This window comes from Stenotrophomonas sp. JC08 (assembly GCF_052180205.1).
Lineage (GTDB): Bacteria > Pseudomonadota > Gammaproteobacteria > Xanthomonadales > Xanthomonadaceae > Stenotrophomonas.
Genome location: NZ_CP197473.1, coordinates 3,274,351 through 3,290,100, shown reverse-complemented (window position 1 = coordinate 3,290,100; position 15,750 = coordinate 3,274,351). Strand labels below are relative to the sequence as shown.

11 protein-coding genes are annotated in these 15,750 nt (G+C 66.4%); 4 read left to right on the top strand and 7 right to left on the bottom strand.

The genetic code is table 11. The annotated features are described in order from the left end of the window. Positions 1-5 precede the first annotated feature (5 nt). The 4 genes from ACSBPQ_RS15190 to ACSBPQ_RS15175 all read right to left on the bottom strand — a co-directional run bounded on the left by ACSBPQ_RS15190 (position 6) and on the right by ACSBPQ_RS15175 (position 5,609). Entirely contained in the window at positions 6-704 is a 699-nt protein-coding gene (locus ACSBPQ_RS15190; protein ID WP_442682912.1) for a DUF4159 domain-containing protein, read from the bottom strand. A 107-nt stretch (positions 705-811) separates the two neighbouring features. Beyond that, positions 812-2,146, bottom strand: a complete 1,335-nt coding sequence (locus tag ACSBPQ_RS15185) for a TldD/PmbA family protein (protein ID WP_442682911.1) — start codon at positions 2,144-2,146, stop codon at positions 812-814. 22 nt (positions 2,147-2,168) lie between these two features. Then, positions 2,169-3,803 carry a TldD/PmbA family protein gene (locus tag ACSBPQ_RS15180; protein ID WP_442682910.1) on the bottom strand — a complete coding sequence of 545 codons (1,635 nt, stop codon included), beginning with the start codon at positions 3,801-3,803 and terminating at the stop codon, positions 2,169-2,171. Between the two features lie 177 nt (positions 3,804-3,980). Then, the gene (locus tag ACSBPQ_RS15175) at positions 3,981-5,609 is read right to left on the bottom strand and encodes a TldD/PmbA family protein (protein WP_442682909.1); all 1,629 of its coding nucleotides are present in this window, start codon (positions 5,607-5,609) and stop codon (positions 3,981-3,983) included. A 150-nt stretch (positions 5,610-5,759) separates the two neighbouring features. On the opposite strand from ACSBPQ_RS15175, the gene ACSBPQ_RS15170 reads away from it, so the two are divergent. Together ACSBPQ_RS15170 and ACSBPQ_RS15165 are read left to right on the top strand one after the other, a co-directional pair. Continuing rightward, complete coding sequence (locus ACSBPQ_RS15170) at positions 5,760-6,392, top strand: DUF938 domain-containing protein (RefSeq protein WP_442682908.1); 633 nt, start codon at positions 5,760-5,762, stop codon at positions 6,390-6,392. A gap of 52 nt (positions 6,393-6,444) precedes the next feature. Further along, on the top strand, positions 6,445-8,349 hold the full coding sequence (locus ACSBPQ_RS15165) for a M61 family metallopeptidase (RefSeq protein ID WP_442682907.1): 1,905 nt from the start codon (positions 6,445-6,447) through the stop codon (positions 8,347-8,349). Between the two features lie 51 nt (positions 8,350-8,400). Here the strand turns inward: ACSBPQ_RS15165 and ACSBPQ_RS15160 are convergent, their stop codons facing one another. The 3 genes from ACSBPQ_RS15160 to ACSBPQ_RS15150 all read right to left on the bottom strand — a co-directional run bounded on the left by ACSBPQ_RS15160 (position 8,401) and on the right by ACSBPQ_RS15150 (position 13,827). Then, positions 8,401-9,720: a type II toxin-antitoxin system HipA family toxin gene (locus ACSBPQ_RS15160; RefSeq protein ID WP_442682906.1), complete on the bottom strand. Its 1,320-nt coding sequence runs from the start codon at positions 9,718-9,720 to the stop codon at positions 8,401-8,403. Positions 9,721-9,723: 3 nt separating this feature from the next. Continuing rightward, positions 9,724-9,981 (bottom strand): helix-turn-helix domain-containing protein, encoded by a 258-nt coding sequence (locus ACSBPQ_RS15155; RefSeq protein WP_442682905.1) that lies wholly within the window; start codon positions 9,979-9,981, stop codon positions 9,724-9,726. A 135-nt stretch (positions 9,982-10,116) separates the two neighbouring features. Continuing rightward, positions 10,117-13,827 carry an indolepyruvate ferredoxin oxidoreductase family protein gene (locus ACSBPQ_RS15150; protein ID WP_442682904.1) on the bottom strand — a complete coding sequence of 1,237 codons (3,711 nt, stop codon included), beginning with the start codon at positions 13,825-13,827 and terminating at the stop codon, positions 10,117-10,119. Positions 13,828-14,019: 192 nt separating this feature from the next. Between ACSBPQ_RS15150 and ACSBPQ_RS15145 the strand changes: the two genes are divergently transcribed. Both ACSBPQ_RS15145 and ACSBPQ_RS15140 read left to right on the top strand, forming a co-directional pair. Next, positions 14,020-14,637, top strand: a complete 618-nt coding sequence (locus ACSBPQ_RS15145; RefSeq protein WP_442682903.1) for a tetratricopeptide repeat protein — start codon at positions 14,020-14,022, stop codon at positions 14,635-14,637. 193 nt (positions 14,638-14,830) lie between these two features. Then, positions 14,831-15,745, top strand: coding sequence for an AEC family transporter (locus ACSBPQ_RS15140; RefSeq protein WP_442682902.1), 915 nt, complete (start codon positions 14,831-14,833; stop codon positions 15,743-15,745). The last annotated feature ends 5 nt before the right edge of the window (positions 15,746-15,750 follow it).

The window sequence follows — 15,750 nt, the reverse complement described above, 5'->3', positions numbered from 1 at the left end:
TGGGGTCAGTGCGTCAGTGCGTACATCACGATGTTCACGCCGAACTTCGTGTTGTCCTCGGCCAGAAAGCGTTTGTTGCGCCAGTCGTAGTCCCATTCGCAGCCGTAGTCCTTGTTGCTGTAGAGCACGCCCAGCCGGCCATCGATCTCGATGCCCTTGAGGTAGTCGTGCACCAGGTCATCGCCCCAGCCGTTGAGCTCGAAGCCGGTGGCCGGTGGGCCTTCGGGGAACTTGAAGAAGCTGTTGTACAGCGCATGGTTGTTGGGCAGCTTCTTCAATGCGGTGGCGCCGAATATCGAACGCATCTGCGCCTCGAACGAGGTGGCGAACAGGCCGTCGATATCGTGGTTGCAGTCATCGACGAACACGAAGCCGCCGTTGCGCACATAGCGCTCGAAGTTGCGGCGTTCATCGGGATTGAACTCGACCAGCTTGTGCCCCGCCAGGTAGCAGAACGGCGCGCGCAGCATCTTCGGGTCGGCCAGCGCGATGACGTGTTCGTTCGGGTCCACGCGCAGCGTGGTGTAGTCCACCAGCGAGGTGATCAGGTTGGACGGCATGCGCGCATCCACGTCCCAGTCGCCGGAGTCGTATTTGAGCCGGGTGAACCAGAAGTCGTAACGGCTGGCCTGCGCAAAGGCGGGCGATATCGCCGCCCCTGCGGCCGCGCCAAGCAGCAGGCGAAGGAACTTGGTGCGATTCATGAGACAGGAGCGGGTGGATGGAAGTGGGGAGTGAGAGAACGGCACAAGCCGCCGCACCTGGTGTTGCTTTTACTCACTCCCCACTCCTCGTTTCTCACTTCTCGCCTTTACACCGCATCCGACAGCGAGGTGAAGGTGAAGTCACGCAGCTTCATCGGCGGGATCATCATCACGAAACTGGACTCGTCACCGGCCACGCGCACCGGCTTGCCCAGCTCGTCGATGTTGTTGAGCATGATCACCGGCGATTCGTTGAAGCGGAAATTCTTCACCGGGTATTTGATCTGGCCGTTCTCGATGTAGAACGTGCCGTCGCGGGTCAGGCCGGTCAGCAGCACGGTCTGCGGATCGACCATGCGGATGTACCAGGTGCGGGTGACCAGGATGCCCTTCTCGGTGCCACGCACCAGTTCGGCGATGGACTTGCTGCCGCCGCCCATCAGCAGGTTGCCCGGCCGCGCATTGGCGGTCTTGCCCTGCTTCTGCGCCCAGTAGCGCGAGTAGTTGAGGTTGGCGATCCTGCCGTTGTCGATGATGGCCATGCGCTCGCGCGGCATGCCCTCGCCATCCCACGGCAGCACTGGCGCGTCCGGATGCCACGGATCGGCGAACAGGTTCACCTGCGGGTCGTAGACCTGCTCGCCGAGCTTGTTGCCGCCGCCCTTCTTGGACAGGAAGCTGCGGCCTTCGTCGGCCGAGCGCGCATCGAAGAAATTCATCATGAAGCTGACCAGCCCGGCGGCGGCGGCCGGCTCCAGGATCACCGTGTATTTGCCCGGCTCCAGCGCCTTGGCCTCGGCCGATTCCAGCGCCTTGCGCTTGGCGATTTCGATGTCCTGGTCGGCGCGGAAGTCCGCTGCGTCCTTGAGGTTGCGGCCGACCCAGCCCGAGCCGCGGCCGTCTTCGGTGCGCACGGTGCAGGTGTAGTTGAAGCTGGTGCTCTTCTGGTAGGCGAAGTTGCCGTTGCTGTTGGCGATGGCGACAAAACCGTTGCCGTCTTCGAGGAAGCCGGCGGCGATCAGGCCATGGCCGCGGCACGGTGCGATCGAATCGGCGGCGACCTTGGCGCGGAAGTCCGGATCGATCGCGGCGGTGGAGGCGCTGAAGGTCGGGCTGGCGGTGTACGTCTGCCTGGCGATGGCCGGCATGAACTCCGGATTCTCCGGGGCCAGCTTGGCCAGGTCCTCGGCGCGGCGCACCACGCGCTCCAGCGAGGCGTCGTCGAACTCGTTGATCGAGGCGGTGCCCACGCGCTTGCCGAAGGCCACCTGTACCGACAGTTCGGCGTTGTTGACGATGCCGCTGGTGGAGACATTGTTCAGCGCGAAGCGGATGTTGCCTTCGATGGAACCGGCCAGCGTGGCGGTGCACTCATCGGCCTTGGACAGCGCGATGACCTTGTCCAGGATGGCCTTGGCTTCCTGTTCGGTGAAGATGCTCATTGCTCAAGAACTCCTTGGACGGTCAGCCGAGGCTGCGTGCGGTATTGATGACGTTGATGCCGTCGAAACGGGCGGTGGACGAGCCGTGCGAGACCGCCGACACCTGGCCCGGCTGGCCCTTGCCGTCGAAGAACGAGCCGCCCAGGCGGTAGTCGCGTTCGTCGGCGATGGCGCTGCAGGCGTTCCAGAACTCCGGGGTGCGGATCTGGTAGGCCACGTCCTCAAGCATGCGGGTGATCTGGCCGTCCTTGATCTCGTAGAACAGCTGGCCGCCGAATTGGGCGTTGTAGCGCTGCTGGTCGATGGAGAACGAGCCATCACCGATGATGTAGATGCCGTTTTCCACGTCCTTGACCAGCTCGGCCACCGACAGCGGGGTCTTGCCCGGCGCCATCGACACGTTGGCCATGCGCTGGAACTGCACCGACGACCACGAGTCGGCATAGCAGCAGCCGTCCGACTCGGTCTTGCCGAGGATGTGCGCCTGGTCGCGGATGGTCTGGTAGTCGACCAGCTTGCCGTCGCTGATCAGGTCCCAGCGCTTGGTCTTCACCCCTTCGTCGTCGTAGGCGACCGCGCCGAGCGAGCCGGGCTGGGTCTTGTCGGCGAACATGGTGACCTTGTCGCTGCCGTACTGGAAACGCTGCTCGCGCTTGTCCAGCGTCGCGAAACTGGTGCCGGCGTAGTTGGCCTCGTAGCCGAGCACGCGGTCCAGCTCCAGCGGGTGGCCGACCGCTTCGTGGATGGTCAGCCAGGTGTGCGACGGATCCAGCACCAGGTCGTACTTGCCCGGCTTGACCGACGGTGCCTTGAGCTTCTCCTGCGCCTGCTTGGCTGCGGCGATGGCGTCCTCGCGCATGTCGTAGGACATGCCGTAGACGGTCACGCCGTTGGGCAGCACGGTCTTGCCGGAAGCATCGCCATCCAGGTATTCGAAGCCCAGCCCCATCGGTGAGGACAGCCCGGCGCGGGTGCGGAACTTGCCGCTGCTCTTGTCGATGGCGGTGACTGTCATCGGTGCCCAGATGCGGTGCACGTCCTGGTCGATATAGGAGCCGTCGGTGGAGGCGAAGTACTTCTGCTCGTTGACCAGGAACAGCATCGAGTTGACGAAGCTGGCGCCGGCACCGAGCGCGGCGGCGTTCACGCCCAGCAGCAGGTCGGCCTTGTCCTTGAGCGGCACTTCCATCGCGTTCTTGCGGATCGGCGTGCGCCAGCTGACCTCGCCGTAACCTGGTGCCTTGGCGAACTGCACCGGCGCGGTCTGTACCTTGGCGTTGGCGCGGGCGATGGCCGCGGCCTGCTGCGCGGCCTTGACCACACCGGCCGGGCTGAGGTCGTTGGTGGCGGCAAAGCCCCAGGCGCCATTGACGATCACGCGGATGCCGGTGCCGGTGGACTCGGTGTTGACCACGTTCTGCACCTTGTCCTCGCGGGTGATCACGAACTGGCGCAGGTAGCGGCCGATGCGCACATCGCAATAGGTGGCACCGGCGGCGCGGGCGGCGTTGAGCGCGTCATCGGCTAGGCGCTTCTTCAGCGCCGGATCGAGCGTGGTCAGCAGCTGCTCGGCGGCGATCGCCTTGCCGAAGATCGACGGCACCATCAGGCCGCCTGCGGTGAGCCCGGTCAGGGCGAGGAAATCACGTCTTTGCAAGGCTGCTCTCCAGTGGCACGGCCCGCACGGCGGGCGTTACGGCAACAAACGACGAGGACTTCGCGGTGCGCTGCGAACCGTTTGATTCTTGCGGCGGGCGCACGCCGGCGGTAGTGACTTTCGACATGGGCGCCCGGGCTTTTCCGTGACCGCTTCGTCGCCTTGCCTCTCCGCCACTCAGCCGAGACTGCGTGCGGTGTTGATGATGTTGATACCGTCGAAGCGGGTGGTGGCCGAACCGTGCGAGACCGCCGACACCTGCGAAGGCTGGCCCTTGCCGTCGAAGAACGAGCCGCCGAGGCGGAAGTCGCGTTCGTCGCAGATCGCGCTGCAGGCGTTCCAGAACTCCGGGGTGCGGATCTGGTAGGCGGCGTCCTCGACCATGCCGGTGATCTCGCCATTTCTGATCTGGTAGTACAGCTGGCCACCGAACTGGGCGTTGTAGCGCTGCTGGTCGATCGAATAGGAGCCGCGGCCATGGATGTAGATGCCGTTCTCCACGTCCTTGACCATCTGCGCGGGTGTCAGCGGTGACTTGCCCGGCGCCAGTGACACGTTGGCCATGCGCTGGAACTGCACCGAGGACCACGAATCGGCATAGCTGCAGCCGTGCGAGGCGTCCTCGCCAAGGATGTGGACCTCGTCGCGGGTGGCCATGTAGTTGACCAGCCTGCCGTCTTTGACCAGGTCCCAGCGCCGCGTCCTGACGCCTTCATCGTCATAGCCGACCGCGCCGAGCGAGCCGGGCTGGGTCTTGTCGGCGAAGAAATTGACGATGTCGCTGCCGTACTGATAGCGCTGCTCGCGCTTGTCCAGCGTGGCGAAACTGGTGCCGGCGTAGTTGGCCTCGTAGCCGAGCACGCGGTCCAGTTCCAGCGGGTGGCCGACGTTCTCGTGGATGGTCAGAAACAGATTGGACGGGTCCAGCACCAGATCGTACTTGCCCGGTTTCACCGACGGTGCGCCGAGCTTGGCGCGCGCCTGTCTGGCCGCGGCGATGGCGTCCTCGACCGGATCATAGGAGTTGCCGTAGCCGATCACCCCGCCGGGCAGCGAGTGCTTGTCGGCGGCGTTGCCATCGAGGAACTCCCAGCCCATGCCCATCGGCGCAGACAGCCCGGCGCGGGTGCGGAACTTGCCGCTGCTCTTGTCGATCGCGGTGGCGGTGAACGGCAGCCAGATGCGGTGCACGTCCTGGTCGATCCACGAGCCGTCGGAGGAGGCGAAATACTTCTGTTCGTTGACCAGGAACAGCTGCGAGTTGATGAAATCGGCACCGGCGTTGAGCGCAGCAGCGTTGATCGACAGCAGCAGCTCCACCTTGTCCTTGACCGGCACCGCCATCGCGTTCTGGCGGATCGGTGTCTTCCACTGCACCTCGCCGACACCGGGTGTCGGCGCCAGCTGCACGCTGCGGCTCTGGATCTTCGCATTGGCCCGGGCGATCGCCACCGCCTGCGTCACTGCCTCGGCCACCGCCTGCGGCGTGCTGCGGTTGCTGGCGGCAAAGCCCCAGGCGCCATCGACGATCACGCGGATGCCGACCCCGGCCGACTCGCGGTTGGTGACGTTCTGCACCTTGTCCTCGCGGGTGACGATGGCCTGGTTGAGGTAGCGGCCGATGCGCACGTCGCAGTAGCTGGCCCCGCCCCGTTTGGCCAGCGCCAGCACGGTGTCGGCCAGGGCCTTCTTCTTCGCCACGTCCGCCGGTGCGAGCAGCTCCTCGGCGGCGATCAGGCGGGCGTTGGGCAGCATCATCCCGGCCAGGCCGAGACCGGAAAGGGTGAGGAACTGGCGGCGTTGCATGATGCTAAGGCTCCGGAATCGGCGATGCCGGGCACCGCACAGGGTCTTCGAATCTCCGCTGCGGCGGCCCCCGTGCACAAGTGACCATGGTCATGAGCAGGCACAGAGCCGTGCTGCGGCACAATCGGCGGAGTGAACGGAGTGCTTTCGATGATCCCCAAACCCTATGCCGAATCCTGCGACCGCAACGCCGGGCCGATCCTGGCGGTGCTGCAGCGCCATCTGGCCGAGGTCCGCCACGTGCTGGAGATCGGCAGCGGTACCGGCCAGCACGCGGTGCACTTCGCCGCGGCGATGCCGTGGCTGCGCTGGCAGGCCAGTGACCACCCCGACCAGCTGCCGGGCATCGGCCAGTGGCTGGACGAGGCCGCGCTGCCGAACACGCCGCCGCCGATCACGTTGCAGGCGGTGATGGAGGGCGGGCTGCAGCCGGCACCGCCACTGCCGGTCGTCGATGGCGTCACCGGCTTCGACGCGGTGTTCACCGCCAACACGCTGCACATCATGGGCTGGGAACACGTGCAGGCGCTGTTTGCCGGATTACCGGCGCTGATGGCGCCCGGCGCATTGTTCATCGCCTACGGGCCGTTCAATTACGGTGGTGACTTCAGCAGCGACAGCAACCGGGTCTTCGACGGCTGGCTGAAGACGCGCGATCCACGCTCGGGCATCCGCGACTTCGAGGCGGTCGATGCGCTGGCGCGGGCACAGGGGCTGCTGCTGCGCGAGGACGTGGCAATGCCGGCCAACAACCGCACGCTGGTGTGGCAGCGCGCACAGTGAAGCGCGCAGGGTGGGGCAGGGTGCCGAACAACTTTCCAACAAGGGGCAGGCGGTGCTGAAGCAGAAAGGTGGCTGGTTGCTGGCGGTGATGCTGGGCCTTGCTCCGCTGGCAGGTGTACAGGCGCAGCCGGTGGATGCACGGGCGGTGGCGCTGCAGGTGCAACCGCACTATCCGGGCGTGATCGAACTGGAGGTGGATGCCAGTGATATCGAGCGTCGCATCCAGCGCGTGCGCCAGCGCATCCCGGTGTCGGCCGGTCCGCTGACACTGTGGTATCCGCAGTGGATTCCCGGCAACCATGCCCCGACCGGGCCGATCAACCAGATGGCCGGGCTGGTCATCCGTGGCAACGGTCAAGTGCTGCCGTGGACGCGCAATTCGGGCGACATGTATGCCTTCCAGCTGCAGGTGCCCGAAGGTGTGGGCGTGCTGGAGATCGAGTTCCAGTACCTGTCGCCGACTGCCGCCGACCAGGGCCGCGTGGCGATGACGCCGAATCTGCTGGACCTGCAATGGCACCGGGTGCTGCTGTATCCGGCCGGTGTGGATGCACGCGGTATCCAGGTCAAACCCTCGCTGCGGTTACCCGACGGCTGGCACAGCGGCAGCGCGCTGGACGTCGACCGTCGCGAAGGTCATGTCGAACACTACGCGCCGGTGTCGCTGATGACGCTGATCGACTCGCCGGTGTTCGCCGGACGCCACTTCAAGCGTTTCGCGCTGGACGACACGACCCGGCAGCCGGTGTGGCTGGATGTGGTCGCCGAGAATCCGCAGGCGCTGCAGGCCGACGGCAAGGTGCTGGATGCGCACCGCGCGCTGGTCCGCGAAGCCGACGCGGTGTTCGGTGCGCGCCCGTACAGCCGCTACAACTTCCTGCTGGCGGTGTCGGACGTGTTCAGCGGCATCGGCCTTGAGCATGCGCAGTCCAGCGAGAACGGCATGCACGACGGTTACCTGCGTGGCGAACGACCGTTCCTGGACAACGACCTGCTGCCGCACGAATACGCACACGCGTGGGTGGGCAAGGCCTGGCGACCGCGTCCGACCTGGGTGCCGCACTACAACGCGCCGATGCACAACGACGAGCTGTGGATGTACGAAGGCCAGACCCAGTACTGGGCGGTGGTGCTGGCCGCGCGCTCGGGCCTGTGGCAGCCGGATTACGCGATGGCGATGCTGGCGCAGCTGCAGGCCAACTACGCCAGCCAGCCGGGTCGGCAATGGCGCGACCTGCATGACACCGTCCACCAGGGCATCCTCGATTTCAACGCCAAGCCGCAGGCCTGGGCCGACTGGCAGCGGGCGTTCGAGTTCTACAACGAGAGCACGCTGCTGTGGCTGGGCGTGGATGCACGCCTGCGCAGCCTGTCGAAGGGCAAGGTGTCGCTGGATACGTTCGCACGGCGCTTCCACCAGGGTGGTGAGCCGGGCCAGATCCGCTTGTACGACCGCACCGATGTGATGCAGGCGCTGGAAGCGCTGCAGCCCGGTGACTGGGACGCCTTCATCGGCACGCGGCTGGACGCGCGCGATGGCCACGCCCCGGACGGGCTGCACGCAGCGGGGTGGGAACTGCATTTCAGCGAACAACCGAATCTGGTCATCGCCGATGGCGAAGCCGACGGCCTGACCGACCTGCAGTATTCACTGGGCATGAAAGTGGGCAGCGACGGCGTGCTGCAGTTCGTCGGCTGGGAAAGTCCCGCGTTCAAGGCCGGATTGGCCAAGGACGTGACGCTGGTCGCGGTCAACGGCCTGGCCTACAGCGGTGCCCGCCTGAAGCAGGCGGTGACCGATGCGAAGAACGGCGTGCCGGTCGAGCTGATCGTGCGGCAGGCCGACAGCTTCCGCAGCGTGCGCATCGACTACCGCGACGGCCTGCGCTACCCGCACCTGCGCCGGATCGAGGGCCGCGCGGATGTGTTGACGAAGATCCTCGCGCCGCAGCGCTGAATACATGGGCCGGGAGGCGCTTGGAGTATGCCGAAGCATGCCGTGCGCTCTTCAGGCGTCCGGCGCCATCGCTGCCAGCCGCGTGGCTGCTTGCCGCAAGCCCTCGAAGATCGGCATGGCCACGCGCTCGGGAAAGTCATGCGGCAGCAGCGCGCGTACCGTCTGGATGGCCGGCTCGATGCGCTCCAACAGCTCGTCGATCCACGGCTCCGCACCTTCGGCGACACCGCAGGCGCGTGCGGTGTCGTTCCAGTGGCGACGGCGGATCCGCATGAGCCTCCGATGCCGGTTCCTGCCGGCTACCGCCATCGCCAATGCCGCGTTATGCGGATCGAGCTGGTTCGGGCCACGGCCAAGGATCGGGTAGACCGAAAGCACGTCGTAGATCGGCGTCAGCCGGAATCTGCCGGCAGGCTCGATATGAATGCTGAAATTCTTCGCGTGGCCATCGGTGGCCGCCAGCAGCCAGAACAGCAGCTGGGTCTTGAAGAAGATCGCCCGATCCTGCGGCTGCTCCGATTGCCGCAGCAGTTCCATGATCTGCACGATGCCGGGGCCGCCGTCGCTTTCGTACTTGCGCGACGAGGGCAGGCCGAACACCTGGCACATGTCCTCCTGCGGCAGCCGTAGCCACCAGCGGCCGTTGCGGGCCAGCCGGCGGTCGAAGCGTTCCACAATCAGCGCACGCTGGTCGCCGAATTGGCCGATCGAAGTGTTGGCGACGGGAATGCCGAACGCGGCCAGTAACTGCATGCACAACCATTCGTTCTCCACCGAGGCGTGCATGTCGGCCCGCAGGTTGCCGACCAACCCCAGTGGTAGCTTGAAGATATGCGTGCTTGGCGTACTGCCGGTGGGGACGCACCAACGGTCGTGATGGCGCAGGAAGGCGGTCTTTTCCTGCGCGCCGGCAATGGAGATGCGGAACTCGTTATCCACATGCTGGCCCGGCAGCGCGGCGCTGGTGACCGCCTGCAGACGGTCCGCCATCTGGGCGTCACTCAATGGCATGCACTCGATGGAGTGGATGTCTTCCGGCGCCATGCCTGGAGGAAGCAGTTGCACGGCGCCCACGCAATCGCGACCGATTTCCTGCAACAGGTCGAACGTGCCGGATGAGCGGATGCCGAAGCGGTCGCGGAGGCGATTGCGGATGGCGCCGTTGTCCGGGAGCAGGTTGTCGAAGTAATCCGTCACCTCCGGGCCACGATGGTTTTCACCGGCCGGCAGCAACGGCAGCGATAGCGACAAGGGGCGTGGTTGTTCGGAGTCCAGCCACGTGGGAAGGTAGGTCAGCCGTGACCCGGTGCGGGCGCCTTCCTGCCAGGAGGCGACTTCCAAGCCGTTCATCCATACCCGTAGTTCGCTCATGGCTCACCACTCCAGGCCGGTGTCCGGCCTGTCCTGCTCGCGCGGTTGCAGGGAAACCTCCACGCCGAGCTCGGCCCATACCCGCATCAGCCGCTCGAAGGTAGCTGCTTCGGGTTCGCGTTCCAGCGCGGTGATGGCCTGCCGGGAGATGCCGAGGCGTTCACCCAACTGGGCTTGGCTCAGCCCAGCCTGCTTGCGGAATGCCCGCATCAATGGGCCCAGCTGGTGGGCGGCGCGGACGGCGTGGCGTTTGTTGTTCATGGCAAGCGCCCGAGGAACTTATGATCTGGGCAACGTATGCCTTGCCTCTCCAAAATGCAAGCGATAGGTTTCATCTACGAAATGCAATGTATGTGTTGCATATCGCTTGTGCAACCCATAGATTGCCCATTCGTCTTATCCTGCCTGCACGATATGCAGCGCCTTCGGGTTGCGCCACGTTGCCAGCAGCGTCGCCTCGCGGGTCTTGGCTTCGTGCAGGTGCGCTTCCTTGACGTGACCATAGCCGCGGATGTGCTCGGGGATGCTGGCGATCTCCACCGCCAGCCCCAGCCGGCGTGCATCCAAGCTGCCGATCAGTTCCTGCAGGGTCTTTTCGTAATCGGCAATCAGCTGGCGTTCGCCACGGCGTTCGGCGGTGTAGCCGAACACGTCGAAACGACCGCCGCGCAGGCCCTTGAGCTTGGCCAGCAGGCCGAAGGCCTTGAACATCCAAGGGCCGTATTCCTTCTTCTGCAGCTGGCCGTGTTCGTCGCGCTTGGCCAGCAGCGGCGGTGCTAGGTGGAAACGCACCTGGTAGTCGCCCTCGAACTGCTCGCTCACGCGCTTGAGGAAATCGCCGCTGGTGTACAGGCGGGCCACTTCGTATTCGTCCTTGTAGGCCATCAGCTTGAAGAAGTAGCGCGCGGTGGCTTCGCTCAAGGCGGTGCTGCCGGGGATGGCCTGCTGCTCGGCACTGCGTACCGCGTCGACCAGAGTGCGGTAGCGGTTGGCGTAGGCGGCATCCTGGTAGTCGGTGAGGAAGGCGACGCGGCGGGCGATCAGTTCATCCAGCGAGCGCGACAGGTGGGCGTCGTCCAGCGACGCATGGATGGCTTCGCCGCGGGTCTGGCTGGCGGCCGGCAGTCCCCGCACGTCCGGCTCGTTGTCCGGGTTGCGCGGTGCCGACGGTGCGCCGGCCTCGCTGCCTTCCCAGTCGCCCGGCGGCAGCTCGCGCAGCGCGGCCGGCTTGCGCTCGGCTTCGGTCGGGGCGTTGTGGATCAGGCCGGCGGCCTGCTGCACGGCCTGCGGGTCGATCGCGGCCAGGCGGCCCCAGGCGAACGCGGTCTGGTTCATCGCCACCGCGGCGCCGTTGAGCTCGACCGCGCGCATCAGCGCTTCCAGCGACAGCGGCACCAGCCCCTGCTGCCACGCGAAGCCGAGGATGAACAGGTTGGAGGCGATCGCATCGCCCAGTAGCGCGGTGGCCAGCTGGGTAGCGTCGAGCAGGATCGGCTCGCGCCCGCCCAGTGCCAGCTTGACCCCGGCAATGATGTCGGCGGCCGGGAACTGCATGTCCGGATGGGTGGTGAAGGTGCCGGGCATCGCCTCGTAGGTGTTGAGCACCACCTGCGTGCGTTCACCGCGCACCTTGGACAGCGCCCAGTAATCGTTGACCACCACCATGTCGCAACCCAGCACCAGATCGGCTTCGCCGGCGGCGATGCGCACCGCGTGGATGTCCTCGGGACTGCGCGCGATACGGATATGGGTGGTGACCGCGCCGCCCTTCTGCGCCAGGCCGGTCTGGTCGAGCACGCTGGCGCCCTTGCCCTCGAGGTGGCCGGCCATGCCGAGCAGCGCGCCGATGGTCACCACGCCGGTGCCGCCGACGCCGGTGATCAGGATGTTCCAGGGCTGCGAGAAATCGGTGCGGAAGGTCGGCGCCGGCAGGTTGTCGAGCAGGCTGGCCGAACCACTCTTCTTGCCCTTGCGCAGCTGGCCGCCGTGCACGGTGACGAAGCTCGGGCAGAAGCCCGTCGTGCAGGAGAAATCCTTGTTGCAGTTGGACTGGTCGATGTCGCGCTTGCGGCCGAACTCGGTTTCCTTCGGCAGCACGGAGACGCAGAAGCTCTTCTCGCCGCAATCGCCGCAGCCTTCGCAGACCAGCGAGTTGATCATGGTCCGCTTGGGCGGATCGATCAGCTTGCCGCGCTTGCGGCGGCGGCGCTTCTCGGTGGCGCAGGTCTGCTCGAAGATCAGGATGCTGGTGCCCTTCACCGTGCGCAGCTGCTGCTGCACCGCGTCGAGCTCGGCGCGGTCGTGGAATTCCACATCGCTGGGGAATTCGTGCCGGCGCAGTTTCCATTTGGCGATGTCGTCGGACAGCAGCACGATGGTGTGCACGCCTTCGGCACGCATCTGCTGGGCGATCTGCGGCACGGTCAGGGTGCCGTCCACCGGCTGGCCGCCGGTCATCGCCACCGCGTCGTTGTAGAGGATCTTGTAGGTGATGTTGACGCCGGCGGCGATGGCCTGGCGGATCGCCAGCGAGCCGCTGTGGAAATAGGTGCCGTCACCGAGGTTCTGGAACACGTGCTCGGTGTCGGTGAATGCGGCTTGCCCGGCCCAGGTGACGCCTTCGCCACCCATGTGGGTGAAGGTGTCGGTGGCGCGGTCCATCCACGTCACCATGTAGTGGCAGCCGATGCCGGCCAGCGCCCGCGAGCCTTCCGGCACCTTGGTGGAGGTGTTGTGCGGGCAGCCGGAGCAGTAATGTGGCACGCGCGGGAACTGCGCACGCGGCAGGGCCATCTCGGCTTCCTTGACGTCCATCCAGCGCAGGCGTTCTTCAATGGATTCGGTATTGAAGAACCGCTGGATGCGGCGGCCGATCACGCCGGCAATGGTGGCCGGGGTCAGCTCGCCGGTGGACGGCAGGATCCATTCGCCCTGCTCGTCGTACTTGCCGACGATGGACGGGCGCGCGCCCCAGTTGGCCGGCCAGTTGTAGAAGTATTCCTTCATCTGCCGCTCGATGAAGGCCTTCTTTTCCTCCACCACGACGATGTCTGCCAGCCCGCGTGCAAACGCGCCGATGCCCTGCGGCTCCAGCGGCCAGGTCATGCCGACCTTGTAGACGCGGATGCCGATGTCGGCGCAGGCCTTCTCGTCCAGGCCCAGGTATTCCAGCGCCTGCAGCACGTCCAGATAGCTCTTGCCGGTGGTGACGATGCCCAGCCGCGCCTGCGGCGAATCCATCACCACGGTGTCGATGCCGTTGGCGCGGGCAAACGCCTGCGCGGCCTTCACCGCATAGCGGTGCAGGCGCATTTCCTGTTCCAGCGGCGGGTCCGGCCAGCGGATGTTGAGGCCGCCGTGCGGCATCTCGAAATCCTCCGGCAGGATGATCTGCCGCGCGAACGGATTGACGTCCACCGAGGCCGAGGATTCCACCGTCTCGGCAATTGTCTTGAAGCCGATCCAGCGGCCGGTGTAGCGGCTCATCGCCCAGCCGACCAGACCCATGTCGAGAATGTCCTGCACGCCAGCCGGGTTCAGCACCGGCATCATCGCGCTGACGAACTCTTCTTCGCTGCCGTGCGGCAGGGTCGAGCTGCGGCAGGCGTGGTCGTCGGCGGCCAGTGCCAGCACGCCGCCGTGCTGCGAAGTGCCGGCGGCGTTGGCGTGCTTGAACACGTCGCCGCAGCGGTCCACGCCCGGGCCCTTGCCGTACCACATGCCGAACACACCATCGACGTTGGCACCGGGGAACAGGTTGGTCTGCTGCGTGCCCCACACCATGGTCGCGCCCAGATCCTCGTTGAGGCCCGGCACGAACTTCACCTTGGCCGCTTCCAGATGCTTGCGTGCGCGCCACAGTTCCAGGTCGAAGCCGCCCAGCGGCGAGCCGCGGTAGCCGCTGACGAAGCCGCCGGTGTCCAGTCCGGCGGCGGCATCGCGCTGCTGCTGCATCAGCGGCAGACGCACCAGCGCCTGCACGCCACTCAGGTAGATGCGGCCATCGGTGCGCGTGTATTTGTGTTCCAGCGTGTAGTCCGTGTCACGCACGCCGGTCAGCGGGTCGTTGGCGGAGGCAGGCGAGGAAAGTTCGGCAGTACTGGTCATGGCTGGCCCATTGCAGGAACGGCGGTCCACCGCCGCCCGGAGGTGGCTGGCAGCGGGCGGCGATTGTAGCAGTGCGGTTCCCGCCTCTTTTTTGCTGCAATCGCACATGAGCCGCCCCTCGGGTTAGCATCGCGAACCTGAGGATGCACACACGGGGAGCGAGGGATGGGAATGGGAAGCAGGATGGTGACGATGCTGCTGGCGGCCGGTCTGGCGATTGCATCGGTGGTGACGGCGCAGGCGCAGACGTTGCCGAAGATCGCCGAGTTCTATTTCGATCCGGATGTGGCCGCCAGGCCGATCGAGGTGTTGCCGGCCGGTCAGCCGGATCTGGTCGACCAGCTGATGAAGCTGCGCGAGCGCGGCCGCAAGGGCGTTGAAGCCAGTGTGCAGCTGGCGTCCATCGCCTATGCCGAAGGACGCGCGGAGCTGGGCAAAAAACTCTACGGCGAGGCGCTGGGCGCGGTTTCGGGCACCTCGCAGCAGGCCCGCGGCATCCGCTGGAACCATGCCTGGGACCTGTACCGGCAGGGCGATGCGGCGGCGGCGCTGGCGTTGTGGGTGGAGGCGGCCGAGGCCAATCGCGGGCATGCCGACTGGGTGCCGCCGACGCTGGCGCTGGTGCTGTGGCAGCTGGACCGCAAGGACGAAGCGGTGCATTGGTTCGCCGCGGCGGTACGCACCGAGCCGCAGCAGTGGGCCGATGCCGCGCAGTTCCCGCGCCTGCTGCCACTGTGGCGCGATGCCGAGCGCGCACAGCTGGCGCAGGTGCAGCAGGCCTGGGCGGCGGCACCGCCGGCATGGCCGTGACCGGGATCGGCCGGGCGGGCGCATAATGATGCCGCGCAGTTCCCGCGCCTGCTGCCGCTGTGGCGCGATGCCGAGCGCGCACAGCTGGCGCAGGTGCAGCAGGCCTGGGCGGCGGCACCGCCGGCATGGCCGTGACCGGGATCGCCCGGGCAGGCGCATAATTACGGGCTGATCCTGTTGCCGGTGTTTTCCCATGGCAGTTGATGCCTTCGCGCTGGTCCTGGCGATGCTCGCGCTGGGCATGCTGTTCGCACGCATGCGCGCCCTGCCCGACAACAGCGCCGAGGTGCTCAACCAGGTGGTGCTGTACGTCTGCCTGCCGGCCGCGGTGCTCACCTATGTGCCCAAGCTGCAGCTGGATGTCTCGCTGATCGGCATCGTGCTCACCCCGTGGCTGCTGATGGGGCTGAGCGTGGTGCTGGTGAGCCTGGCCACGCGCCTGTTCGGGTTCGACCGGCAGGTGCATGCGGTGCTGCTGTTGTGCGTGGCGCTGTGCAACTCCAGCTTCATCGGCTACCCGATGGTGCGCGCGCTGCTGGGCGATGCGGCGCTGCCGTATGCGGTGGTCTACGACCAGCTCGGCACCTTCGTGCTGCTGTCCACCTTCGGTCTGTATGTACTGGCGCGATACAGCGGCGACGCCGCGCCGGGCGGGCGCGAGATCCTGCAGCGGATCCTGCGCTTTCCACCGTTGTGGGCGCTGCTGTTCGCGCTGCTGCTGATGCCGGCGGCGCCGCCGGCATGGATCGCATCGGCACTGGACAGCCTGGCCGATGCGATGCTGCCGCTGGTGATGCTGGCGGTGGGCCTGACCATCCAGCTGCGGCTGTCGCGGGCCGAGCTGGCGCCGTTGGCGGTCGGCCTGCTGCTCAAGCTGCTGGTGCTGCCGGCCGTTGCGCTGCCGTTGTCGTGGGCGTTCGGCCTGCAGGGCGACATGCTGCGCGTCAACGTGCTGGAAACCGCGATGCCGACGATGATCACCGCTGCGGCGCTGGCGATCTCGCACCGGCTGGCGCCGCGCCTGGCTGCGGCGATGGTCGGTTACGGCATCGTGCTGTCATTGCTGACCCTGCCGGCCTGGGTGTGGGTGCTGGGACGCGTCTCCTAGCGGCA

Excerpts from the sequence above, each read along its gene's own strand:
- ACSBPQ_RS15155 (WP_442682905.1), bottom strand. The coding sequence starts at position 9,981 with ATGAACAACAAACGCCACGCCGTCCGCGCCGCCCACCAGCTGGGCCCA.
- ACSBPQ_RS15175 (WP_442682909.1), bottom strand. The coding sequence starts at position 5,609 with ATGCAACGCCGCCAGTTCCTCACCCTTTCCGGTCTCGGCCTGGCCGGG.
- ACSBPQ_RS15185 (WP_442682911.1), bottom strand. The coding sequence starts at position 2,146 with ATGAGCATCTTCACCGAACAGGAAGCCAAGGCCATCCTGGACAAGGTC.
- ACSBPQ_RS15170 (WP_442682908.1), top strand. The coding sequence starts at position 5,760 with ATGATCCCCAAACCCTATGCCGAATCCTGCGACCGCAACGCCGGGCCG.
- ACSBPQ_RS15145 (WP_442682903.1), top strand. The coding sequence starts at position 14,020 with ATGCTGCTGGCGGCCGGTCTGGCGATTGCATCGGTGGTGACGGCGCAG.
- ACSBPQ_RS15190 (WP_442682912.1), bottom strand. The coding sequence starts at position 704 with ATGAATCGCACCAAGTTCCTTCGCCTGCTGCTTGGCGCGGCCGCAGGG.
- ACSBPQ_RS15160 (WP_442682906.1), bottom strand. The coding sequence starts at position 9,720 with ATGAGCGAACTACGGGTATGGATGAACGGCTTGGAAGTCGCCTCCTGG.
- ACSBPQ_RS15140 (WP_442682902.1), top strand. The coding sequence starts at position 14,831 with ATGGCAGTTGATGCCTTCGCGCTGGTCCTGGCGATGCTCGCGCTGGGC.
- ACSBPQ_RS15150 (WP_442682904.1), bottom strand. The coding sequence starts at position 13,827 with ATGACCAGTACTGCCGAACTTTCCTCGCCTGCCTCCGCCAACGACCCG.